The 21,618-nt window shown below is 39.5% G+C and carries 24 protein-coding genes; 6 read left to right on the forward strand and 18 right to left on the reverse strand.

The window, feature by feature from the left end; all coding sequences use genetic code 11:
- Positions 1-5: 5 nt before the first annotated feature.
- The 4 genes from BGO42_RS16275 to BGO42_RS16290 all read right to left on the reverse strand — a co-directional run bounded on the left by BGO42_RS16275 (position 6) and on the right by BGO42_RS16290 (position 2,931).
- The gene (locus tag BGO42_RS16275) at positions 6-815 is read right to left on the reverse strand and encodes an outer membrane protein assembly factor BamD (RefSeq protein WP_177735623.1); all 810 of its coding nucleotides are present in this window, start codon (positions 813-815) and stop codon (positions 6-8) included.
- Between the two features lie 166 nt (positions 816-981).
- Positions 982-1,494, reverse strand: coding sequence for a ferritin (locus BGO42_RS16280; protein ID WP_177735625.1), 513 nt, complete (start codon positions 1,492-1,494; stop codon positions 982-984).
- Between the two features lie 25 nt (positions 1,495-1,519).
- Entirely contained in the window at positions 1,520-2,401 is an 882-nt protein-coding gene (gene dapA / locus BGO42_RS16285; RefSeq protein WP_177735627.1) for a 4-hydroxy-tetrahydrodipicolinate synthase, read from the reverse strand.
- Positions 2,402-2,412: 11 nt separating this feature from the next.
- Positions 2,413-2,931 carry a DUF6913 domain-containing protein gene (locus BGO42_RS16290; protein ID WP_273243693.1) on the reverse strand — a complete coding sequence of 173 codons (519 nt, stop codon included), beginning with the start codon at positions 2,929-2,931 and terminating at the stop codon, positions 2,413-2,415.
- Positions 2,932-2,979: 48 nt separating this feature from the next.
- On the opposite strand from BGO42_RS16290, the gene BGO42_RS16295 reads away from it, so the two are divergent.
- Positions 2,980-3,762: a 5'-nucleotidase C-terminal domain-containing protein gene (locus BGO42_RS16295; RefSeq protein ID WP_273243695.1), complete on the forward strand. Its 783-nt coding sequence runs from the start codon at positions 2,980-2,982 to the stop codon at positions 3,760-3,762.
- Between the two features lie 12 nt (positions 3,763-3,774).
- Positions 3,775-4,692, forward strand: coding sequence for a metallophosphoesterase (locus BGO42_RS16300; RefSeq protein ID WP_273243697.1), 918 nt, complete (start codon positions 3,775-3,777; stop codon positions 4,690-4,692).
- Here the strand turns inward: BGO42_RS16300 and BGO42_RS16305 are convergent.
- From BGO42_RS16305 to rpsF, 6 genes are all read right to left on the reverse strand, one after another.
- Complete coding sequence (locus BGO42_RS16305) at positions 4,682-5,317, reverse strand: lysoplasmalogenase family protein (RefSeq protein ID WP_177735635.1); 636 nt, start codon at positions 5,315-5,317, stop codon at positions 4,682-4,684. The two genes, BGO42_RS16300 and BGO42_RS16305, sit on opposite strands and share 11 nt — an antisense overlap.
- Positions 5,318-5,541: 224 nt before the next feature.
- Positions 5,542-7,542, reverse strand: a complete 2,001-nt coding sequence (gene ligA / locus BGO42_RS16310) for an NAD-dependent DNA ligase LigA (protein ID WP_273243699.1) — start codon at positions 7,540-7,542, stop codon at positions 5,542-5,544.
- Positions 7,543-7,625: 83 nt separating this feature from the next.
- The gene (locus BGO42_RS16315) at positions 7,626-8,099 is read right to left on the reverse strand and encodes a DUF6495 family protein (protein ID WP_177735638.1); all 474 of its coding nucleotides are present in this window, start codon (positions 8,097-8,099) and stop codon (positions 7,626-7,628) included.
- 114 nt (positions 8,100-8,213) lie between these two features.
- Complete coding sequence (gene rplI / locus BGO42_RS16320; RefSeq protein ID WP_177735640.1) at positions 8,214-8,657, reverse strand: 50S ribosomal protein L9; 444 nt, start codon at positions 8,655-8,657, stop codon at positions 8,214-8,216.
- 15 nt (positions 8,658-8,672) lie between these two features.
- Positions 8,673-8,969, reverse strand: coding sequence for a 30S ribosomal protein S18 (gene rpsR, locus BGO42_RS16325; protein WP_035132889.1), 297 nt, complete (start codon positions 8,967-8,969; stop codon positions 8,673-8,675).
- A gap of 4 nt (positions 8,970-8,973) precedes the next feature.
- On the reverse strand, positions 8,974-9,315 hold the full coding sequence (gene rpsF / locus BGO42_RS16330; protein ID WP_177735642.1) for a 30S ribosomal protein S6: 342 nt from the start codon (positions 9,313-9,315) through the stop codon (positions 8,974-8,976).
- Positions 9,316-9,491: 176 nt separating this feature from the next.
- On the opposite strand from rpsF, the gene BGO42_RS16335 reads away from it, so the two are divergent.
- Positions 9,492-10,187 (forward strand): LytR/AlgR family response regulator transcription factor, encoded by a 696-nt coding sequence (locus BGO42_RS16335; protein ID WP_177735645.1) that lies wholly within the window; start codon positions 9,492-9,494, stop codon positions 10,185-10,187.
- Here the strand turns inward: BGO42_RS16335 and priA are convergent.
- The 4 genes from priA to nadC all read right to left on the reverse strand — a co-directional run bounded on the left by priA (position 10,184) and on the right by nadC (position 15,009).
- Positions 10,184-12,634, reverse strand: a complete 2,451-nt coding sequence (gene priA / locus BGO42_RS16340) for a replication restart helicase PriA (protein WP_273243705.1) — start codon at positions 12,632-12,634, stop codon at positions 10,184-10,186. The genes BGO42_RS16335 and priA overlap by 4 nt on opposite strands.
- 89 nt (positions 12,635-12,723) lie before the next feature.
- Positions 12,724-13,155 (reverse strand): DUF2147 domain-containing protein, encoded by a 432-nt coding sequence (locus BGO42_RS16345; protein ID WP_177735649.1) that lies wholly within the window; start codon positions 13,153-13,155, stop codon positions 12,724-12,726.
- Between the two features lie 22 nt (positions 13,156-13,177).
- Positions 13,178-14,101 carry a YihY/virulence factor BrkB family protein gene (locus BGO42_RS16350; RefSeq protein ID WP_177735651.1) on the reverse strand — a complete coding sequence of 308 codons (924 nt, stop codon included), beginning with the start codon at positions 14,099-14,101 and terminating at the stop codon, positions 13,178-13,180.
- A 50-nt stretch (positions 14,102-14,151) separates the two neighbouring features.
- A complete protein-coding gene (gene nadC / locus BGO42_RS16355; RefSeq protein WP_273243707.1) occupies positions 14,152-15,009 on the reverse strand; it encodes a carboxylating nicotinate-nucleotide diphosphorylase in 858 nt (285 codons plus the stop codon).
- Between the two features lie 88 nt (positions 15,010-15,097).
- Here nadC and BGO42_RS16360 point away from each other — a divergent pair, with 88 nt between their 5' ends.
- The 3 genes from BGO42_RS16360 to BGO42_RS16370 all read left to right on the forward strand — a co-directional run bounded on the left by BGO42_RS16360 (position 15,098) and on the right by BGO42_RS16370 (position 16,903).
- Positions 15,098-15,391 (forward strand): DUF3861 domain-containing protein, encoded by a 294-nt coding sequence (locus BGO42_RS16360; protein WP_273243709.1) that lies wholly within the window; start codon positions 15,098-15,100, stop codon positions 15,389-15,391.
- A 374-nt stretch (positions 15,392-15,765) separates the two neighbouring features.
- Positions 15,766-16,434: an ATP-binding cassette domain-containing protein gene (locus tag BGO42_RS16365; RefSeq protein ID WP_273243711.1), complete on the forward strand. Its 669-nt coding sequence runs from the start codon at positions 15,766-15,768 to the stop codon at positions 16,432-16,434.
- A 19-nt stretch (positions 16,435-16,453) separates the two neighbouring features.
- Complete coding sequence (locus BGO42_RS16370; RefSeq protein WP_273243713.1) at positions 16,454-16,903, forward strand: GNAT family N-acetyltransferase; 450 nt, start codon at positions 16,454-16,456, stop codon at positions 16,901-16,903.
- Between the two features lie 53 nt (positions 16,904-16,956).
- Here BGO42_RS16370 and BGO42_RS16375 read toward each other — a convergent pair whose 3' ends face one another.
- The 4 genes from BGO42_RS16375 to BGO42_RS16390 all read right to left on the reverse strand — a co-directional run bounded on the left by BGO42_RS16375 (position 16,957) and on the right by BGO42_RS16390 (position 21,542).
- Positions 16,957-17,598, reverse strand: coding sequence for a porin family protein (locus tag BGO42_RS16375; RefSeq protein WP_273243715.1), 642 nt, complete (start codon positions 17,596-17,598; stop codon positions 16,957-16,959).
- 78 nt (positions 17,599-17,676) lie between these two features.
- A complete protein-coding gene (locus BGO42_RS16380; RefSeq protein ID WP_273243717.1) occupies positions 17,677-18,801 on the reverse strand; it encodes a cysteine desulfurase family protein in 1,125 nt (374 codons plus the stop codon).
- Positions 18,802-18,803: 2 nt separating this feature from the next.
- Positions 18,804-19,706 (reverse strand): EamA family transporter, encoded by a 903-nt coding sequence (locus BGO42_RS16385; protein ID WP_273243718.1) that lies wholly within the window; start codon positions 19,704-19,706, stop codon positions 18,804-18,806.
- A gap of 75 nt (positions 19,707-19,781) precedes the next feature.
- On the reverse strand, positions 19,782-21,542 hold the full coding sequence (locus tag BGO42_RS16390) for an MFS transporter (RefSeq protein ID WP_273243720.1): 1,761 nt from the start codon (positions 21,540-21,542) through the stop codon (positions 19,782-19,784).
- Positions 21,543-21,618 lie beyond the last annotated feature (76 nt).

Raw genomic sequence — 21,618 nt, forward strand, 5'->3', positions numbered from 1 at the left:
CGTTCTTATTGTTTAGAAAATTGTTGTAATTCTTTATCTATGTTTGCTAACATTTCGTCAGCTTTTGCTTTGTATTTTGTATCGCCTTTAAAACGGATCAAAGCAGTGTAAGCCACTTTAGCATTGTTTAAACGCTCTTCCATTTTAGGTTTAATACTATTGATTCCCAGTTTATAGCTGGCATCAAACTTGTAAAACAAAGCATCTTCTTTATATATTGTTCCGGGATGGTCTGTAATAAAGTTGTCCAATGCTTTGATAGCGGCATTGTAATCTCTGGTCCACTCCCCGATAGTATTGTATTGTTTCGCGATTTCGAAAGCTTTTTTCTCTAATTTCTCCCGTAATTCCGTAACCATTTTATTCGCTTCGGCAAAGTTTGGAGAATCCGGATAGGTATTGATATAATCCTGTAATTTATCAATTCCTTTTTGTGTATCGGTCTGGTCTATCGAATAGATTGGTGAAAGCTGGTAAAAGCTTTTTGCGCCCAAAAAGGCTGCTTCTTCTCTTTTTTCACTTTTCGGATATCCGGCAACAAACGATTCGAACTGGTATCCTGACAAATAGTATTGTTTTGTCTTATAATAAGACTGAGCAAACATATAAAATAATTTTTCTGCCTGAGGTTTCCCTCTGTTTGGCGCTGCTATCTGTTCAAACAATCGGATAGCTTTGGAATATTTCCCTGCTTCATACATTTTGGTAGCCACTTCGTATTTCATTGCCAAATCTTCCGATTTGAGTGCTTTTTGATACTGACTACAAGACGTTAACAGAACAGCAAAAAGAAAAATATATAGAAATTTACTCATTTTATTTTCAGTTTTTATGCTTCTAAAACAGCCAAAAGTCTTGTTTTAAAAGCAAATGCAAATTTAGTTATTAATTAGAGATTACAAAATCTTTTTTTTCATGGTAAAAAAACAAAAAAGATGCCTGTAAAACCGACATCTTTTCTTTAACTCTTATTCTGCAAATTTATTGCACTTTTGCAGCCTGATTTCCGTTGAAATTCTTCATATCATTATCAAACAGGTACAATCCTCCTTTATCGTCACCGATCAGATTGATTTTATCCAGGATTGTTCTTGCTGTTGCTTCTTCTTCTATCTGCTCCGACACATACCATTGTAAGAAATTGTGTGTCGCATAATCTTTCTCGCCTAAGGAAACATGAACCAGATTATTAATACTCTCCGACACCATTACTTCGTGTTCAAACAATTGCGTAAACAACGCTTTGAATGAAGAATAATCTAAAGACGGCTCAATAACCGATGGAATCTGTGCCTGCCCTCCTCTTTGGTTGACATATTTTACCAGTTTAAGCATGTGCATTCTTTCTTCATCCGACTGCGCATACATAAATGTTGCAATCCCCTCAAAACCCTGAACTTCAGCCCAAGATGCCATTGCCAAATATATTTGAGAAGAATCCGCCTCAACTTTAATTTGATTATTAACAGCTGCTTCAATAGTTTTTGATAACATAAAATTCTTTTTTTTTAGTGAAAGGCTAATTTACTATTTTCTTTACAAAATCGTTAATACGTTTTGCTAAATCTTCGTTAACATTTACCAGCGGCAAACGTACCGTATCTTCTGATAATCCCAGGGCTTTGAATATCGCTTTTATACCCGCCGGGTTACCCTGTTCAAAAATCATATCAATACTATCCGCTAACAGGTAATGCAGCTGGTACGCTTCATCTACTTTTCGCTGTAATCCCAAACGGACCATTTCGGAAAATTCTTTTGGAAATCCTTCCCCGATTACCGATATCACTCCGGCTCCACCGGCTAAAACCATTGGTAACGTCACCATATCATCCCCGGAAATAACCAGGAAATCCTTTGGTTTTTGCTGAATCAGTTTCATTGCCTGAACAATATCTCCTGCCGCTTCTTTTATACCGACAATATTTTTAAAATCGTTTGCCAAACGGATTACCGTAGCCGGCAATACATTGCTTGCTGTTCTTCCGGGCACATTATATAACAATACCGGAACCGGAGAAGCCTCCGCCACGGCTTTAAAATGCTGGTAAATTCCTTCCTGAGTTGGCTTATTGTAGTATGGAGAAACCGAAAGAATTGCCTGAAATGCCGAAAAATCTCTGGTTTTCAATTCTTCAACAACTTTCATTGTATTGTTCCCTCCAACACCTAAAACCAACGGAAGTCTGCCATTGTTAGCAGCCACAATTGTCTGAATCACTAATTCTTTCTCTTCCTGGTTTAATGTTGCCGACTCTGCCGTTGTTCCCAAAACCACTAAATACTCAACACCTCCGTCTATAACATAATTTACAATTCTTGTTAAAGCTTCCGTATCTACCGAAAAGTCTTTTTTAAATGGTGTAACAAGCGCAACACCGGTACCGATTAATGATTGCATGATTATTTAGATTATATTTTATTTAAAATTTTCAAATATTTAAAAAGCTCGGAAACAAATTCCTGGTATTTTTCCGCAACGGTTGTAATCATAAAGTTATTCAAACGTTTGTCGATCGTTGAAAAACCTACTTTGAATTTTGCTTTAGACTGCAATGTCAGCAGCAGTAAAGGTGCTTTTTCCACATCATAGTAGCTGATCAGCATGTCAAACGGTTTGTTTACAAAACCGGCAACCTCCGGTTTTAGAAATTCCCCGTTCATCGCAATGTTCTTTCTGCTGAAATAAGGATACTCGAAGGTTTCTTTCTTCTTGATTCTGTCTTTATAAATCAGGATCTCTATATTTTTTCCGGGAATTCCATTGGCAACAAGCTCCTGAATCAGATCGTTCTGAGCCACAAAATAGCTTTCATCTATCAACAGACCAACCGTTTGTATTGCCCCTTCCGTAACGGTAAGTTTATAATTGGGTAATCTTTTTTTAATGATTTTTTTTAATGAAAAATCCTTTATTGTTTTTAAAAACATAGTAATTTTACTTGAAATACAAAGTTAATTAAATAAGGCTTATAACAAATGACAAAATTAAGAAAGTATAACCATTTTTTAACGCCATTTATTGTTCTTACAGGTATTTTTTTATTGGCTTCCTGCGCCGGTCAAAAATACCAGAACACAAAAATTGAAGGCAAACAAATTGGTATCACAAATGCGTACAGGGATGTTCAATCCATAGAAGATTATATAGCGCCTTACCGCACCCATATTGACAAAGATTTAGACAATGTTCTGGCTTACTGCCCGGAAACATTAGACAAAAGCAAAGGCACCTGGCAAACGACAATCGGAAATCTTTTAGCCGATGTTACCATCGAAATGGCCAACCCGATTTTCCAGTCCCGTGAAAAGAAAAATATTGACATCTGTCTTTTAAATCATGGCGGAATCCGCGCCGTACTTCCCAAAGGAAATGTGACCACAAGAACCGCTTTTGAGATCATGCCTTTTGAAAACAGCCTGATTATAATTGAATTAAAAGGCGCTCAGATCCGGGAAATGGCCGCTTACATCATGAAAGAGAAGAAACCGCATCCGCTTTCCGGTTTAAAAATCGTTGCCGACAAAAACAATCTAAGCGTTAAGTCGTTAAGTGTAAACGGAAAACCTGTTGAAGACAACCAGAGTTATTATGTAGCCACTTCCGATTATTTATCAAATGGAGGCGACAGCATGAATTTCTTCAAAAAAGCCGTTAAAGCTTATGACATGGACTACAAGCTACGAAACCTGTTAATTGACTACTTCAAAAAAGTAGATACCATCCCGGTAATCACGTCAGAAAGAATAATCCTGGAATAAAGATAAAAGAAAATGAAAAGAAGAGATTTTTTAAAAGGAACAGCAGCCAGTTCGGCATTAGTTACTCTGGGAGGTTTATCATTAAGCAGCTTTACAACTGCTCCCGATATTAAAAAAATAACCATCCTTCACACGAACGATGTTCACAGTCATATCGATCCGTTTCCGGCAAGCGATCCGCGAAACCCGAATATGGGTGGTGTCGCCAGACGCGCTACGCTGATCCAGGAAATCAGAAAAGAGAATCCTAATGTATTATTACTGGATGCCGGAGATATTTTCCAGGGCACGCCTTATTTTAACTATTACGGCGGCGAACTGGAGTTCAAACTGATGAGCATGCTGGATTATGATCTGGCAACACTTGGAAACCACGATTTCGACAACGGCATCGATGGTTTTTATACCCAATTGCCGCATGCCAAATTTGATTTCGTTTCCGCTAATTACGATTTTAAGAACACTATTCTGGACGGCATCGTAAAACCGTATAAGATTTTCATTAAAGACGGTATCAAAATAGGTGTTTTTGGTCTTGGCGTGGAATTACAGGGATTAGTCGACAAAAAACTATACAAGGAAACCGTTTATAACGATCCGGTTGAAACGGCAAAAGAAATGACCCGTATCCTGAAACACGAAAAGAAATGCGACCTGGTGATCTGTCTTTCCCACATCGGGTTTAAATACAAAGACGAACCGGACAGGGTCTGTGATGTCCTTTTAGCAAGAAGGACTAAAGATATCGATTTGATCATTGGCGGCCACACGCATACTTTCCTGGACAAACCGGTCATTGAAACCAATGCCGACGGAAAACAGGTACTGGTTAACCAGGTAGGCTGCTACGGTATTAATCTGGGAAGAATCGATTTTTATTTTGATGCCGATAAATCAAAATCACATTCCGGAAGAAGCATCACGGTATAGCTTTTTTCCGCTCGTCCATCAATAATACCGACTTATAAAGCAGGAATTGCGCGACAACAAACATCGCCATCGCTATTGGTTTAAACACCACTAAAGTCAGATAATACAAATTAATCGTTACGATAAACTGTATAAAAGTAAACAATAAGGTACTTATCAATAAGAGGGTATTTACCTTATTGTTATCCAGTATATAATTCGCCAGGGTAAATCCGCCCAGAAAAATCATAAAAATCCCGTTAACCCAAAAAAGATAAATTCCGTTTTCTATTTCGGCATTGACAAGGTTCGTGACCGTAATATAAATAAAGAAAAAAGGAATACAGCCTACCAGAAAGGGAAAAACCTTAGGAAACACGATTTGTTCCACTAAAATATACACCACCATAATCCGGTAAAGCAAGAAAAACAGGGAGCCAAAAAAGACGGTTTCCTTAGTGGCTGCCACAAAAGCAATATTGGCAACCCAGTTAAACAAAAGCGCCAGAATAAAACCGTAATTCCGGTTATTGGATGCCGAGTTGATATAGTACAGATAAAACAACAGCGGCATTAAAAACGGCTTTGTTATATAGGTCAAGAGTGTATCCTGCTGGTATTCGCTCAAAATCACCAGCAAACTCATAAAAAAGTAAAATATTACTAAAAACCTGCTTGTATAATCTTTCGCTTTTTGCTCCATAACTCAGCACTATAAACTGTAAAAACCCAAAAAAGAAGCATTCAAATTAAAGATACAACAAACTGCTCCAAAAAATACAGAAATCCCGAAAAAAGCATATTCTGTCGTTTTAAAGCAAAAAACCGGACTTTTCAAACCCGAACAGTCCAAAAATCCTTTACAAAAGACTAACCGTTGAGCATCGCAATAAAGTCGTCCTCACTGATAATCTTTATATTCAACTGGCTGGCTTTTTCCAGTTTTGCCGGCCCCATATTTTCACCCGCAATAACATAATCGGTTTTTTTAGAGATCGAACTGCCCACTTTTCCGCCGTTGTCTTCAATCGCTTTTTTCAGATCATCTCTGGAAAATTTTTCAAAAACACCCGAAACCACAAATGTTTTTCCGGCCAGCAGATCCGAAACGGTCGTATCGTGATGCGCACCTATTTCCAGCTGCACCCCAAATCCCCGTAATCGCTCAATAGTGATGCTGTTTTCCGTGTTTTCAAAGAATTCCACAACACTTTGTGCTATTTTCTCCCCGATTTCATCCACCAGCACCAAATCCATCAGCGTAGCCTTAGCTATCGCATCTATCGATTTATAGTGTTTTGCCAGTTTTTTGGCAACCGTTTCGCCAACATAACGAATCCCCAAAGCAAACAGCACTCGTTCAAAGGAAACTTCTTTTGATTTTTCGATACCGTTAATCAGGTTGTCTGCCGATTTTTCTGCCATACGCTCCAAAGGAATGATCTGTTCCTTTTTCAGTTCGTACAAATCCGCATAGTTTTTCACCAGGCCGTTATTAAACAGCAAGGCAACTGTTTCTCCTCCCAAACCTTCAATATCCATGGCTTTTCGGGAAATATAATGCTGGATACGCCCAATAATCTGCGGCGGGCAGCCGTAGAAATTCGGACAATAATGCTGCGCTTCTCCTTCTTTCCGTACTAATTCCGTTTCACATTCGGGACAGCTATGAATATAAATTGTCGGTTCTGAATCCTGCGGACGTTTGTCCAGATCAACCGCTATGATTTTAGGGATTATTTCGCCTCCTTTTTCCACAAAAACTTCATCACCCACCCGGATATCGAGTTTCTGGATCTGGTCGGCATTGTGCAAGGATGCTCTTTTCACTATGGTTCCTGCCAGTTGTACCGGTTCGAGGTTTGCCACCGGAGTAATGGCTCCGGTTCTTCCCACCTGGTAGGCAATAGACAGCAATCGTGTTGCAACCTGTTCGGCTTTAAATTTATAGGCAATTGCCCAGCGCGGCGATTTGGCCGTATAGCCCAGCTCATCCTGATACTGCAGGCTGTTTATTTTTACTACCACACCGTCCGTTTCATACGGCAGGTCATGTCTGTGGATGTCCCAATAATCAATAAACGCAAAAACGTCGTCCATACTTTTAGCCAGCTGCGCCTGTTTCGGGACTTTAAACCCCCATTGACGGGCTTTTTCCAGTCCTTCAAACTGGGAAGCAAACGGCAGGTTGGAACCAATTAGTGAGTACAGCAAGCAGTCCAGCGGTCGTTTTGCCACTTCCGAGCTGTCCTGTAGTTTTAAACTGCCTGAAGCCGTGTTTCTGGGATTTGAATAGGGCGATTCGCCTATTTCGATCAGTTCCTGGTTCATTTTTTCAAATCCGGCAAAAGGCAGGATAATTTCCCCCCTGATATCGAATTTCGGAGGAAAGTCTCCTTTTAGCTGAATCGGAACCGCTTTTATGGTTTTAACGTTGTTCGTCACATCATCACCCTGGAATCCGTCACCGCGGGTTACCGCGCGTTTCAGCTTTCCGTTTTCGTAGGTAATACTAATTGAAGCACCGTCGTATTTTAGCTCGCAGGTGTACTCCAAAGGTACGTCACCCAATATTTTCTGGGCTCTTTTTTCCCAATCCAGTAAGTCTTCTTTGGAATACGAGTTATCCAGCGAATACATACGGGATTCGTGCAATACGGTTTCGAAATTTTTGGTAATCGCCCCGCCCACACGCTGTGTCGGAGAATTTTCATCGGAATATTCCGGATGTTTTGCTTCAAGCTCCTGGAGTTCCTTTAGTTTTACATCAAACTCGTAGTCAGAGATTGTAGGGTTATCCAAAACATAATAGTTATAATTGTGTTTATTTAACTCCTCTCTGAGAGCCTGAATAGTTTGTAAAACGTCCATAAAGTAAAAAAATTGGGAAAATTAATTTCAAGGAACTAATTTAACCAATTTCTTATAATTTTTCCGGGGAAACACAGAAATTTCTACTGCTCCAGAATATTTTCCATTTGCTTGTACAATTCGCCATCACTCAGAATGGTTCCCTGCTGAATCAGGTTAAAAATTTCATCATTCCGTTCACCGGCAAATACTTTTTGTCCCCGCTGGATCTCCACATTATCGGTAAACAAATTATCGCTCAGCCATTCCAGTCCGTCTTTTGACAAAAAGTCGGCTTCTGCTACCAAAGAATGGATTACAATTGTCTGCATGTGGATTTCACTGCAATGAAACAGGAAAATATGATTTTTGGAATAATGTTCCAGGTATTTTGCATTCGTCAGTACGCCTTCCCAGATCAAATCGGAGAAGACATCAATTTCCTGTTCTGCCACTTCCGGATTGGTTTCCTTTATCTTGTCCCATTCGGCTTTATCTACCGATTGAGTTGCTAAAAAGTTCGTAAATTCCGGGTGTAATTCCTCCAGCTGTTCTTTTGTTAGTCTGGTATACTTCATTTTTTTGTATTTAATTCTCAGGCGCAGCGCTAATGGGAGCAGCCATTTGTGTCAATATAAAGATATAAAAAAAGCCCTCCCGACAGGGAAGGCTTTTAGGATATTTTAAGAAATTTATGCTTGTTCAGCAACGATTTCATACGGTAAATCAACGATTACATCACGGTGTAAACGCACTGAAGCAGTGTATTTACCAGTACGTTTAACGATACCAGATGTGATGAATTTTTTATCGATAGCGTGACCGTTATTCTCTAAAATCTGAGCGATATCAGCATTAGTAACTGAACCGAATAATTTCTCACCTCCTGCTTTAGCAGTGATTTTGATCTCTAAAGCTTTGATCGCTTCTGCTAAGTTTTTAGCATCTGCAACAACTTTTGCTTCTTTGTGAGCTTTTTGTTTTAAGTTTTCAGCTAATACTTTTTTAGCTGAAGGTGTAGCTAAAATAGCAGCACCCTGAGGAATTAAAAAGTTACGACCGTAACCTGGCTTAACAGATACCACATCGTCTTTAAAACCTAAATTCTGTACGTCTTGTTTTAATATAAGTTCCATAATCTCGCCTCTTTTTTATTTTAATAAATCAGCCACATATGGCATTAATGCTAAATGACGTGCTCTTTTCACAGCTACAGATACTTTTCTTTGGTATTTCAAAGAAGTTCCTGTTAAACGACGAGGAAGGATTTTTCCTTGCTCATTAACGAATTTTAATAAAAAGTCCGGATCTTTATAATCGATATATTTGATTCCAGATTTTTTGAAACGACAATACTTTTTAGTTTTGTTAGTTTCTATATTTAAAGGCGTTAGATATCTGATATCTCCGTCTTTTTTTCCTTTTGCAGATTGCTCAATACTTGACATATAATTAAGCTTTTGTAGATTTTAATTTCGCTCTTCTTCTTTCAGCCCATGATACTGCATGCTTATCTAAACTTACAGTTAAAAAACGCATGATTCTCTCGTCACGACGGAATTCAGTTTCAAAACCAGCTAAGATCTCTCCAGCAGCTTTAAACTCAAATAAGTGATAAAAACCACTTTTCTTGTGTTGGATTTCGTAAGCTAGTTTTTTTAAGCCCCAATCCTCTTTCGCTACCATCTCTGCTCCTTTAGAAGTAAGAAAATCTTCAAATTTGCTTACTGTTTCCTTTACCTGTTGTTCAGATAAAACGGGATTCAAGATGAAAACAGTTTCATAATGATTCATAATAAAAAAATTTATTTGTTATAAAATTGGGTGCAAAAATAGTGATTTATATTTAATCTACAACGTCATTTCCCTTTTTTTACACCTACTACACATTTTATCCCAACTCTGCTTTGTCATTCCGAACAATTTTGCTATTTTTATTACTAAAATAACCCTTTCATTTTTTTTAGAATATGAAGATAAACTGTATAGTAGTTGACGATAGTAGTATTCAGCGATTAACCATAACCAAATTAGTAAACGAAAATCCAAATTTAACTCTTGTAGGTGAATTCTCAAATGCCATTGAGGCAAAGAATTGCATCACCAACAAAAATGTAGATTTGGTTTTTCTGGACATTGAAATGCCCATAATCAGCGGATTCGATTTATTAGATGGTTTAAAAGCAAAACCGCAGGTGATTTTTATTACCTCCAAAACGGAATATGCGGTCAAAGCTTTTGATTATGCTGCTACCGACTATTTACACAAACCCATTACCAGAGAACGATTTAATGTTGCTGTCAAAAAGGCGATGAACTTTGTATTGCTCGGAAAAGAAAACTCGGAGGAAGAAAGTCCTTACATCTTTATTAAAAGTAATCTCAAAAAATTAAAAATCTACATCTCCAGAATCAAATGGATTGAAGCTTACGGCGATTATGTTAAAGTGATCACCGATGAAGACAATCACCTTGTCCTGTCCACAATGAAAGCCTTTGAAAAAGAACTGCCGAAAGATAAATTCATCCGGGTTCACAAATCATTTATTGTAAACATTGACAAGATTGACAAATTCAACAGTAAGTTTGCCGAGATTGGCACAAACAAGATCCCGTTAAGCCGAAACAAAAAAGAAGACCTGGTTAAAGCGATCGAAAATACTTAGTAATTATCGACATTAACCGTAACTTTTATCGCCCGGTACTGGGCAACCGCTTCAAAACTATTCAATATTTTTTGGATAGTTTTTTTTGTGTTTCCCAAATGGTTCTTCTGAGGAATCTTGATCAGTATGGTACGGATATATTCATTCCGGATTCTGCTGATAGCCGGTTCTTCAGGACCCAGTATCGGAATTTGCAGTGATTGGGTCAGTACGTTATACATCCACATCGAACCTTCTTTAAGCCGGTCATAATCCCGGTGTTTTAAAGTAAGCTTTATCAGTCTGTAAAAAGGCGGGTATTTAAAGTTATGCCTTTCATAGATCTGCTCTTTATACATGCTGCCATAATCGTGTTCGGTAACCTGCCGTATAATATTATGGTAGGGATTATAGGTCTGAATCATCACCTTTCCTTTTTTCTCACTCCTGCCCGCCCTGCCGGCAACCTGTGTCATCATCTGAAAAGCTCTTTCGTGTGACCGGAAATCAGGCTGGTTGAGCATATTGTCTGCATTCATAATACCCACCAGCGTTACATTATCAAAATGCAGTCCTTTTGCCAGCATTTGTGTTCCCACCAGAATATCGGTTTCTCTTTCCTTAAAAGCATCGATGATTTTTTCATATCCGAATTTTCCGCGTGTGGTATCCTGATCCATTCTGCCGATGGTCTTGTCCGGAAAAAGTTCTTTCAACTCCATTTCTATCTGCTCGGTTCCGAAACCTTTGGTCGACAGATCGACCGACTGGCAAGCATGGCAATGGGTTGGATTCGCAATGGTGTATCCGCAATAATGACACCGCAGCTGGTTTTTATACTTATAATAGGTAAGACTCACATCGCAACTCGGACATTGCGGCACGTGTCCGCAGGTAAGGCATTCCACAAAAGGAGAATAGCCGCGCCTGTTCTGGAACAGGATAACCTGCTCGCCTAACGCCAGCACTTCTGCCATTGCTTCAATGAGCGTATCGCTAAAATGCCCTTTCATTCTTTTCCGCTTGTATTTGTCTTTGATGTCGACTAAATAAATTTCCGGCAAAAAGACTTTTCCATAGCGCTCGGTAAGATTGACCAAACCGTATTTATTGGATTGTACATTATTATAGGTTTCAAGACTTGGCGTTGCCGAACCCAGAAGCACTTTTGCCCCGTGAGCGGAAGCCAGCACAATTGCCGCATCCCTCGCATGGTATCGCGGTGCCGGATCGAATTGCTTATATGTTTGTTCGTGTTCTTCGTCAATAACAATAAGCCCCAGGTTTGAAAACGGCAGAAACAAAGCCGATCGTGCCCCGATGACAATTTTTGCTTTTTCGGAACCCAGCAGCACCTGCTGCCACACTTCGATGCGTTCGTTATTGGTATATTTGGAATGGTAAACCGCTACCTGATTTCCAAAGTAAGCCGTAAGCCGGCTGACCAACTGAACCGTCAGGGCAATTTCCGGAAGCAGGTACAACACCTGTTTTTCCTGATGCAGGTAAGCTTCGATCAGTTTTATATAAACTTCCGTTTTTCCCGAAGCGGTAACACCATGCAGCAAGGTAACCGCATTTTGCTGAAAACTTTCCTGAATAGCATCCAAAGCATTTTGCTGCGGAAGGCTCAGTTCAAAACCGGCATTTTCCGATTTTTCAAAATGCACCCGGTCTTCCGACAGGTAATATTCTTCAAAAATATTTTTATCAACGAGTGATTTTACGACTGTTGCCGTACTTCCTGCCACTTCTGTCAGTTTTTTGACCGATATCGGTTTTTTATCCGTGACCTGCAACTGAAAATACTGCAGCACCAATTCCCGTTGTTTAGGTGCTCTGGACAACAGCTCCAACAGTTCTGCAAGTTGTTCCTGCTGTAAAAATTCGGAATGCAGACGGATATAACGGGTTAATTTCGGTTTGTATTTTTCGGTTACTTCCTCCTGTAAGATCAAAACGTTTTTCGTCAGCATCCTGTTCAGTACCGGAAAGACATTTTTCTTTCCCAGGATTGCAACGATATCTTCAACTTTTAAAGACGATTGCTGCTGTAATGCCTGGTAAATCAGAAATTCTTCATCGTCCAGTCCTTTTTCATCAACAGCCAAATCCGTTTTGGAAGAAATGATCGTTTCGCTTTCCAGCAAAAATCCGGAAGGTAGTGCCATTTTAAAAACATCGCCGATGGCACACATATAATAGGACGCAACCCACATCCAATGTTCAATCTGCTTTTCGTTTACCAGCGGTGCTTCATCCAGAATCTGGTGAATTTCTTTTGCCTTGTACAGCAACGGTTCATTCTGATGCAGGTCGATCACCAAAGCCGTGTACACTTTGTTTTTTCCAAAAGGTACCGCCACGCGCATGCCCTTTTTGATATACTGAAATTCTGCTTCAGAAACCAAATAGGTAAATGTTTTGTTTAAGGCTAATGGTAAAACGACTTCTACGAAATGCAACATGGGATAATTTTGATATACAAAGATAATGGCTATACATAAAAAAAACACTCCCGAAAGAAGTGTTTTTCACCTTATAGTACAGGTATATTTTATTTAACCCTTGACCAGGTTTGTGTTCTGCCTATTAATGATATTCCAACATATCCTCTCACATCCAGCTTATCGCTCCCGTCCAGTTTCACAGTACATTTGTACAGCTTCCCTTTGTTAGGATCCAGGATCTTACCGTCGGTATATTCGTTACCGGATTTTTTAAGTCCTTTTATGATTGTCAGTCCTAAAATTGGTTTGTCTTTATCTTCACCAGAACAATCTTTACATTTGGCATTCTTTTTAGCCGGATTTAAAATCTCCACTACTTTACCATAAATCTTTCCTCCGGATTCGGTGATTTCCACAATTGATTTCGCTTCTCCGGTTTCATCATCAACCGTTTTCCATTTTCCTACCACACTTTGCGCCTGTGCTGAAAAAAGACCCAAAAATGCCACAAACAATACCGTCAAAAATTGTTTTCTCATAATTTGCTGTTTTTACGTTTTGTTAAATATATAAATTTTTTCTTTTTAATTTATTAATAGTTGCGTTTAATTCGAATCCTAATAATAAAATCATACAGTTAATCCATATATAGAACATCAATACAAGAAGTGTACCAATTGATCCGTACAACTCATTATAACGGGCAAACCGAACTACATAAATACCAAACACATAGGAAGAGATAATTACTAAAACGGTTGTAAAGATAGCCCCTGCATTAAAAAAAGGGATCTGCTTGGTTTCCCTTGTCCCGAATTTAAAAAGAAAGGAAGCCGAAACAAAAAGCATGATCAGGATAAAAGCATACCGGGCCAGCTGTATAAAGAACACATCGTCCAGCAGCAACCGGTTAGATAGTTTCTGGATAATTACTTCCGAAACCACTATCGCCGATACCGTGATTAGCAACAGCATGGAGAAAATGATAGACAAGCCTATTGCTACTGCATACTGCCTGAAATATCCTCTTGTAATTGTAATATGGTAAGACGATTCAAAGCCGCCCAAAACCGCATTTAATCCGTTTGACATTAAAAATATCGACAAAAAGAAACCCGACGAAAGCAAGCTCTTGTAACTGTTATTCATAATATCCTTTAAAATAGCTTCTATCGCACCATAGGTATTGGGCGGAACGCTATCGGATACAAACTTTAGAAAATCTTCCTGAAAACCTTCCAGCGGGATATATGGAATCAGGTTTAATATAAACAGTGCGAAAGGAAACAGTGCCATAAAGAAGCTAAAAGCAATTGCCCCGGCTCTATAGGAAAAAGCTCCTTTTGCAATACCGATTCCATACAATTCCAGCAAATCGTATAAAGACAAACCTCCAAGTCCCGGAACTTTTATTGTTTTAATAAAAGCCATAAGCTTGTTCAGTACCGGTATTTTTTCAATCTGATCTTCGATTTCTTTTGACACCTTTGTTAATTGGGATTAGGTTTGTGGATTATTTGGATGAAATATACAAATTAAATCGCTTTAAGACTCAAATCAAGATTGTAAATTGAGTGGGTCAGGGCGCCGGAAGAAACATAATTAACACCGCACTCGGCATAACGGCGCACCGTTTCTTCATTAATACCGCCTGATGATTCCGTAAGGCATTTCCCTCCTATCATTTCAACCGCTTTCCGGGTATCGTCATAATTAAAATTATCCAGCAGTATCCGGTAAACCCCTTCATTCTGCAAAATTTCCTGAACTTCATCCAGGTTTCTGGCTTCTACTATAATTTTAAGATCCAGATTTTTCTCTTTTAAATAGGCATTTGTTTTTTCGATGGCTTTTGTTATCCCACCGGCAAAATCATTGTGATTATCTTTTAGCATGATCATATCATACAAGGCAAAGCGATGGTTTTCGCCTCCGGCAATTTTTACCGCCCATTTTTCAATAGCCCTGATTCCGGGTGTTGTTTTCCGGGTGTCCAGTATTTTGGTATTGGTTCCTTCCAGCAAATCCACAAATACTTTTGTTTTGGTCGCTATGGCACTCATACGCTGCATGGCATTCAACACCAGTCTTTCGGCTTTTAAGATCGATTGCGAACTTCCGGAAACGTGAAAAGCGACATCACCATATTTTACCGGTGTTCCGTCTTTTATAAAAACGTCCACCTGAAGTCCGGGATCAACATACTGAAATACCATTTGGGCAAATGCCACTCCTGCCAGAATCCCTTCGTCCTTTACCAGCAGTTTTGCTTTGCCTTGTGCCGTTGCCGGAATACAGGCTAAAGAACTGTGATCGCCGTCACCAACGTCTTCACGGATGGCATTGGCAATTATTAAATCTAATTCGTGCTGAAATTGTGCTTCTGAAATCATGTGTCTACTATTGAAATGCTAAAATAAGGATTCATTTGAAGATTTGAAAATTTATAAGTACTTTAAGCCTTTATTAACGCTGACTCAAATGGAAAAGAAAACCAATACCTATCGCTTAAAACTGGAGTATCTTTCTGATATAAAAGGAGAAAATCCGGAAAAAGAACCGCTTGAATTTACCTTTCACAATCACGATGATATTTTCAGCATCGTTGAAATACTGACCAAAAAAGCCCTTTTTGAAAATCCGGGCGACACCGCAGAATTTGCACTGGGTTTAAAGTTGTTTACCGAAGTGATGCTCCGCAATCGCAAACAGCCTCTATTTGAAGAGTTAAGTCCTGCTATTGCTGCTTTTATGAAAAAACTAAAAGCTTCCTGATTTTTTAAATTTTAATGGTAAAAATCTGTCATCGCCGCTAAAATTATGCAAAGAATTGCCTAACTTTATAGGAGCAACCGGTTCATATTTCAGACTTATGTGGCACAGCAAAAATTTAAGGCTCTACTTTGAATTTTACAAAAGTACACTGGCTATTAATCTCTTTATTTCGCTGATATGGATATTCAATAGCTTAGGGACTTTCTTTGTGTCCTTTTGCACCTTCGGACTGCTGGCTGCCTTTATCTTTAAGGAGTATTACCGCAAAAACGATTACTTTTTTTATTACAATACCCATATCAGCCGGAACAGTCTTTTTCTCTTTTGCTTTATCACCAACCTGTTTGTCTGCCTAATTTTTAAAATACTGAGCTATGAAATATTGCCTTGAAGCAGATAGTATTATAAAATCCTATGATGACAAACCTATTCTTTCGGACATTTACCTGAAATGTGAAACAAACGACATCATTGGTATTCTCGGCAGAAACGGCACGGGCAAATCCACTTTATTGCAAATTCTTTTCGGCACCCTGGAAGCCGAAAACAAGTTTATCCGGATTAACAACCAGGTTTATAACGAGCCTTATAAAGAAAACGACCTCGTTGCTTTTTTACCGCAAAATCATTTTATCCCCAATTATTTCAGCGTAGCCAAAGCGATACGCCTGTTTGTTCCCGCTGAAAAACAAAAAGATTTCTATGACGATTCGCTGATTAACACGATTAAAAACCAGCAGATCCGGGAACTTTCGGCAGGAGAATTGCGCTATCTTGACGTACGGCTGGTTTTATTCAGCAAGGCGAAATTTGTTTTGCTGGACGAACCTTATTCCAGCATATCCCCGATGCTGATTGAAGACATCAACAACCTGATCCTTACTGAGTCAAAAGAGAAAGGCATCATCATAACCGACCATCATTATGAAAGTCTTTTAAAAATTGCCACAAAACTATACCTGTTAAAAGACCGGCAAACCTATCTTATACAGCACAAACAACAGCTTGTTGCCATGGGCTATTTAAACCGCAACATGCTCTGAACTGAACAATCATTTTTCTATGAACATTATCACAACAACCAAAGGCGACTTCACGATTTCAACCGACAAATCAAAACTTGATCTGGAGGTTATTCATGATTATTTAGCCAACCAATCCTACTGGAGTAAAAACATTCCCAAAGAACGCATCCGGAAATCCATTGCCAATGCTTTATGTTTCGGCATTTATTATAAAGACAAACAAATCGGTTATGCCAAAGTGGTTTCCGATTTTTCAACCATGGCCTATCTGGGCGATGTTTTTGTACTGGAAGACTATCGCGGACAAGGGCTTTCCAAATGGCTGATGGAAACCATCATGTCCCATCCGGAATTAACCGGCCTGCGCCGTTGGATATTACTCACTTCCGATGCTCATGAATTGTATAAAAAATTCGGTTGGCAACCTATAGCCAGCCCGGAAAAATGGATGGAGATTCACCGTCCGGATATTTTCCGGGAATCCTAAAAACAAAAAGGCAGTATTTTTCAATACTGCCTTCTTTATTATGTTTGTCGTTATTATTTTAAAATCACGTTTATACCCACATTCAGCGCTCCTCTTGAGTTCGTTACTTTAGAGAATTTATTCGTTTTATAGATTTCAGTCAAACCGGCCTGCTCATCATATTCAACAAATATTTTCAGCTTATCGGTAACCGGGATCTTAACCCCTATACCGACATTCGCACCAAAGTCGGTTGTTTTAAAGAAATCTTTTACATCGTTTTTAAACCTTGTGTCTTTTGCGTTAACTAAAAAACCCACATAAGGTCCAAAATGCAGATACCAGTTTCTTTTCTTTCCAAAATGCCAGTTTGCCGTTACCGGAATGGTCAAATAGTCCAGATTAAAGTGGGTATTGTATATTACCGTTGCATGAACCGGATCGAAGGCATCATTCCCAAACAGCAGATAACCGTCATTCCATCCTTTTCTGTCATAGATCAATTTGGCTTTAACACTCCATCTATCCGAAAAGTAGTAATCTGCAGCTATACCGGCATTCCAGTTAAAACGGGCATCCGAAGTACCGTCTTTCCCTCCGATATAGGCATAATTCGCGCCGATATTTGCGCCAAATTCAACATCTCCTTTGCTCTGAGCGCCTGCATTAAAAGCAAGACCGAAAACAGCAATTGCTGCAAATAATACTTTTTTCATTTTATTTTTTCAAAATTTCGGCAAAAATACTATTTAAAGCATACTTTGCAAAAAATTCACAAAATAGTATTACAAAAATCAGACAGCTTTTAAGGCTTCCACAAACAGGTCGATATCCTCTTTAGTATTGTCATGACCTAAGGAAATGCGAAGGCTCGGTTTTTTAATGGCTTCATCAGAAAGAATCTCCGCCAGTACATGAGAAGGTTTGATACTTCCGGATTGGCATGCGCTTCCTCTGGAAACAGCAATTCCTTTCATATCGAGATTAAACAGTATCATCGCTGTTTTATCGTCCGAAAACGGCAGCAGCACATTCACAATATTATAAAATCCTTTTTCGCTTCCGTTTATTCCGGTTTCCGGAAAGGCTTCCTTTAACGCCGCTATCAGATAGTTTTTCAAATCAGTGATATGCTGTTGTTCTGCTTCAAGGTTTGCATACGAAAGCTCCAGGGCTTTTGCCATTCCGGCAATCTGATGAACAGCTTCCGTTCCGGCACGCAGTCCTTTTTCCTGTTCCCCGCCAAAAAACAAAGGCTGAATTCCGGTATTTTTCCGGATAAAAGCAAAACCAGCTCCTTTTGGTCCGTGGAATTTATGAGCGCTGCCAACAATAAAATCAACCGGCAGTGTTTGCAGATCGAGCGTTGTTTTCCCTACCGACTGTACGGTATCGGAATGAAAATAGGCTCCGTATTGTTTACAGATGCGTCCTGTCCGCTCCAGGTCAAGTACCGTTCCTATTTCGTTATTTACATGCATCAGGCTAACCAGTGTTTTTTTATCCTGCGCGAGTAAATCGCTCAGATGGGTATAATCGATCTCACCATTCGGCAAAATACTGACATAATCCACCGCAACAGCATATTCTTTTTGAACAGCTGCCACGGCATACAAAACTGCATGGTGTTCTATTTTAGAGGTGATAATCCGTGTTACTCCCAAATACCTTACTGCCGAACGGATAATCCAGTTATCGGCTTCCGTTCCGCAGGACGTAAAAATAATTTCCTGCGCATTGGCATTTAGCTGTTTTGCAATGGATTTCCGGGCTGTTTCCAGCAATACCTTGGCACTACGTCCAAAACTATGTGTCGAGGACGGATTCCCGTAATCTTCCGCTAAAACTTTTATCATTTCCTGAACCACTTCCGGTCTGACCGCCGTAGTAGCCGCATTATCCAGATAAACTTTTTTCATAACTAAATTTCTAAATGTTTTTTATTGCGCTTAAAAAGCAGTTTTTCATTAAAAACCACGATGGAAACCAAAATTAAGAAATAGGCGGTCAGCTGTAAAAGACTCACCTGTTCTTTAAAATAGAAAATCGCGAGCAGGAAATTGATGATCGGGTTGATATAGATCATGATTCCTACCGTTGCGGAACTTACTCCTTTGAGCGCATACAAATTTAAGAACAATGGTATAATGGTAAACAGCACTACGATAATGAGCAGGCAAATGTAAAACAAGCCTTCCGTTGGCAGTGCACCGCTGTATTTCGGGTAAAACGGCAGCATGATGCTTCCCGCTACCAGCAGCTGAATGTTCAGCAACAGAAATTTGTCTATTTCGCTGTTTTTTCGCTGGCTCACCAGATACAGGGCATAAGTAGTCGCCACGATCAGGCTGAAAAAGATATCCATAAAATGATTATAGGACAACAACACACAGCTGAAAACACTGATTCCTACCGCCGCCCACTGCCACTTACTCAATTTTTCTTTCAGTATAAAATAGGCAAAAACGGTGGTTAGGATCGGGCATACCATATAGGCAAACGAGGCCGCCTTTACACTAACGTGGTTCATCACAAAAATAAAAAAGAACCAGTTCGCCATAAGCAATATCGATCCGCCGAACGTCAGAAACAATATCTGGCGTTTGTGGTTGGGCAGCATATTTTTAAAGTCCGACCAATTCTGCTTTACAACATTACCGCGAAACACCACATTAACGACCGTCATTAAAATTACTCCGAGGAAAACACGGTAAAATAATATATCAAGCGACGGGTAATGATGAATGGGTTTTAATCCTAAACTGAAGAATCCCCAGATCAAAAAGGCTACAAAAGCAGCCAGGTAGTATTTTGTTGTTTTCATCAGAAAATAAAATTCGGAGCAAAGGTACTAATTTCCCCTGCTCCGAATTTTATTTTATCTTTTTCTTAATCTTTATTAATGGGCACCTTCAATTTCTATGGAATCCACGTCGATCTTTTGTTTCGCCAAAATGGATTTTACAATGATGGCGAAGAATGTCAGGTAGGCAAAGCAGATTACCGGGATAATATAGGAATTGTGAATCCCGATAATATCGGCCAGTTTTCCCTGGATCGGCGGAATGATCCCTCCTCCTAAAATCATCATGATTAAAAAGGCAGAACCCTGTGCGGTATATTTTCCTAATCCCATAATGGAAAGGCTGAAAATGGCCGGCCACATGATACTGCAGGCCAATCCTCCTGCCAGGAAAGCATAAATGGCAATCGTACCTTCCGTAAGCAATCCGGTTAGCATCGCTACTAATCCGATACAGCCGAAAATCATTAAGGTTCTTGCCGGTTTGTCTTTACTCAAAAAGAAAGCGGCAATCTGTACGAATACGCAAACCACATAATAATACAACGGCGACATATCTTTTTCTGCCAGCGTATTCACGCCGATAATAATGGAAAATGCAAGCAACGGCACAACAATGAGCGCCAGATTCTTTTTATTTTTACTCAGGTTAAAAACGCTGATGGCGCCTGCCCAGCGGCCAATCATTAGGCTTCCCCAATACATGGAAATATAAGGGGCAATTTCGGAAGACTGATGTTTCCCGAATTCCGGCAGTTTTAACAATTCTCCCAGGTTACTCCCGATAGCCACTTCGACACCCACATAGGTAAAGATGGCCAGCATTCCTAAAACCAGCTGCGGGTACTGCATCGCGCCCCAGCCTTCACTGCTTTTTTTGGCATTTCTTTTGGCCAGCAGCAATCCGCCTACAATCACAACCAGTGCTCCGGAAAGCCAGTACATTCTGGTTTTCTCCAAAGCCGATTTTAATTCATGGGCTTCCGTTTCTATGTTTTTAATAACACTTTCTGCCAGAGCAGCATTATCATCAATCGAAATATTTGATTTTACGTTTTTAATTTCTTTTTCCAACGATTCAATTTTCAAAGCATCGTCACTTTTGTAGCTATTGAAAACCGGGATAAACATCACCGCCAGAAGCACCGTCATGACAACCAGTGTACGGATCGCTTTGTTGGCTTTTTCCATCGGTTCGTCAGATATACCAGCCGGAACCTTTTTGGAAAAATAGAACAATGCCGCAGCCGCTAAAAATAAAAGCCCTACACAGATGTAAAGCACGATTACCTTGTCCAGTTCCAGATGTTTGATCTGATCGTCTGTAATTGACGCTGTAGTGCCAAATAAAGCCAGTCCTACAACTATGGGACCGATAGTTGTTCCAAAGGAGTTAATCCCTCCACCTAAGTTCACCCTGCTTGCCCCTGTTTTCGGGTTGCCCAGTGAAATGGCAAAAGGGTTGGCTGCCGTTTGCTGCAATGAAAAGCCCAGCGCAACGATAAACAAGCCCACCAGCATTCCCAGATAGACATTACACTGTACCGCTATTATCATGGCACCCGCTCCCAAAGCAGAGAACAATAATCCGTAGACAATACTCTTTTTATAACCCCAGTTCCCAACGATATCCTTTCCTTTTGAAGCACCAAAAATAAATAAGAGCAAAGCGCCCAGGTAATACGCCGTATAAAATGCAAAATCAATTAGCTGGGATTGGAACTGATCTAATGAAAAATAATTTTTACAAAAGGGAATAAAAATGCTGTTTCCAGCCGCTATAAAACCCCAGAAAAAAAATACCGTAATAAGGGTATAAAGAGCCGGATAATTGGTCTTAGTTGGTGATACTTCCATATATACAGGAACTTGGTTGGTTAGTTATTAGGATTTCAAATATAACAATTAAGTTGAATTTGATTCAATCCGCTTA

Origin of the sequence: Flavobacterium sp. 40-81 (genome assembly GCF_001898245.1) — a bacterium.
In the GTDB taxonomy this organism is placed as follows: Bacteria; Bacteroidota; Bacteroidia; order Flavobacteriales; family Flavobacteriaceae; genus Flavobacterium; species Flavobacterium inviolabile.

Excerpts from the sequence above, each read along its gene's own strand:
- BGO42_RS16275 (WP_177735623.1), bottom strand. The coding sequence starts at position 815 with ATGAGTAAATTTCTATATATTTTTCTTTTTGCTGTTCTGTTAACGTCT.
- BGO42_RS16280 (WP_177735625.1), bottom strand. The coding sequence starts at position 1,494 with ATGTTATCAAAAACTATTGAAGCAGCTGTTAATAATCAAATTAAAGTT.
- dapA (WP_177735627.1), bottom strand. The coding sequence starts at position 2,401 with ATGCAATCATTAATCGGTACCGGTGTTGCGCTTGTTACACCATTTAAA.
- BGO42_RS16290 (WP_273243693.1), bottom strand. The coding sequence starts at position 2,931 with ATGTTTTTAAAAACAATAAAGGATTTTTCATTAAAAAAAATCATTAAA.
- BGO42_RS16295 (WP_273243695.1), top strand. The coding sequence starts at position 2,980 with ATGACAAAATTAAGAAAGTATAACCATTTTTTAACGCCATTTATTGTT.
- BGO42_RS16300 (WP_273243697.1), top strand. The coding sequence starts at position 3,775 with ATGAAAAGAAGAGATTTTTTAAAAGGAACAGCAGCCAGTTCGGCATTA.
- BGO42_RS16305 (WP_177735635.1), bottom strand. The coding sequence starts at position 5,317 with ATGAGTTTGCTGGTGATTTTGAGCGAATACCAGCAGGATACACTCTTG.
- ligA (WP_273243699.1), bottom strand. The coding sequence starts at position 7,542 with ATGGACGTTTTACAAACTATTCAGGCTCTCAGAGAGGAGTTAAATAAA.
- BGO42_RS16315 (WP_177735638.1), bottom strand. The coding sequence starts at position 8,099 with ATGAAGTATACCAGACTAACAAAAGAACAGCTGGAGGAATTACACCCG.
- rplI (WP_177735640.1), bottom strand. The coding sequence starts at position 8,657 with ATGGAACTTATATTAAAACAAGACGTACAGAATTTAGGTTTTAAAGAC.
- rpsR (WP_035132889.1), bottom strand. The coding sequence starts at position 8,969 with ATGTCAAGTATTGAGCAATCTGCAAAAGGAAAAAAAGACGGAGATATC.
- rpsF (WP_177735642.1), bottom strand. The coding sequence starts at position 9,315 with ATGAATCATTATGAAACTGTTTTCATCTTGAATCCCGTTTTATCTGAA.
- BGO42_RS16335 (WP_177735645.1), top strand. The coding sequence starts at position 9,492 with ATGAAGATAAACTGTATAGTAGTTGACGATAGTAGTATTCAGCGATTA.
- priA (WP_273243705.1), bottom strand. The coding sequence starts at position 12,634 with ATGTTGCATTTCGTAGAAGTCGTTTTACCATTAGCCTTAAACAAAACA.
- BGO42_RS16345 (WP_177735649.1), bottom strand. The coding sequence starts at position 13,155 with ATGAGAAAACAATTTTTGACGGTATTGTTTGTGGCATTTTTGGGTCTT.
- nadC (WP_273243707.1), bottom strand. The coding sequence starts at position 15,009 with ATGATTTCAGAAGCACAATTTCAGCACGAATTAGATTTAATAATTGCC.
- BGO42_RS16360 (WP_273243709.1), top strand. The coding sequence starts at position 15,098 with ATGGAAAAGAAAACCAATACCTATCGCTTAAAACTGGAGTATCTTTCT.
- BGO42_RS16365 (WP_273243711.1), top strand. The coding sequence starts at position 15,766 with ATGAAATATTGCCTTGAAGCAGATAGTATTATAAAATCCTATGATGAC.
- BGO42_RS16370 (WP_273243713.1), top strand. The coding sequence starts at position 16,454 with ATGAACATTATCACAACAACCAAAGGCGACTTCACGATTTCAACCGAC.
- BGO42_RS16375 (WP_273243715.1), bottom strand. The coding sequence starts at position 17,598 with ATGAAAAAAGTATTATTTGCAGCAATTGCTGTTTTCGGTCTTGCTTTT.
- BGO42_RS16380 (WP_273243717.1), bottom strand. The coding sequence starts at position 18,801 with ATGAAAAAAGTTTATCTGGATAATGCGGCTACTACGGCGGTCAGACCG.
- BGO42_RS16385 (WP_273243718.1), bottom strand. The coding sequence starts at position 19,706 with ATGAAAACAACAAAATACTACCTGGCTGCTTTTGTAGCCTTTTTGATC.
- BGO42_RS16390 (WP_273243720.1), bottom strand. The coding sequence starts at position 21,542 with ATGGAAGTATCACCAACTAAGACCAATTATCCGGCTCTTTATACCCTT.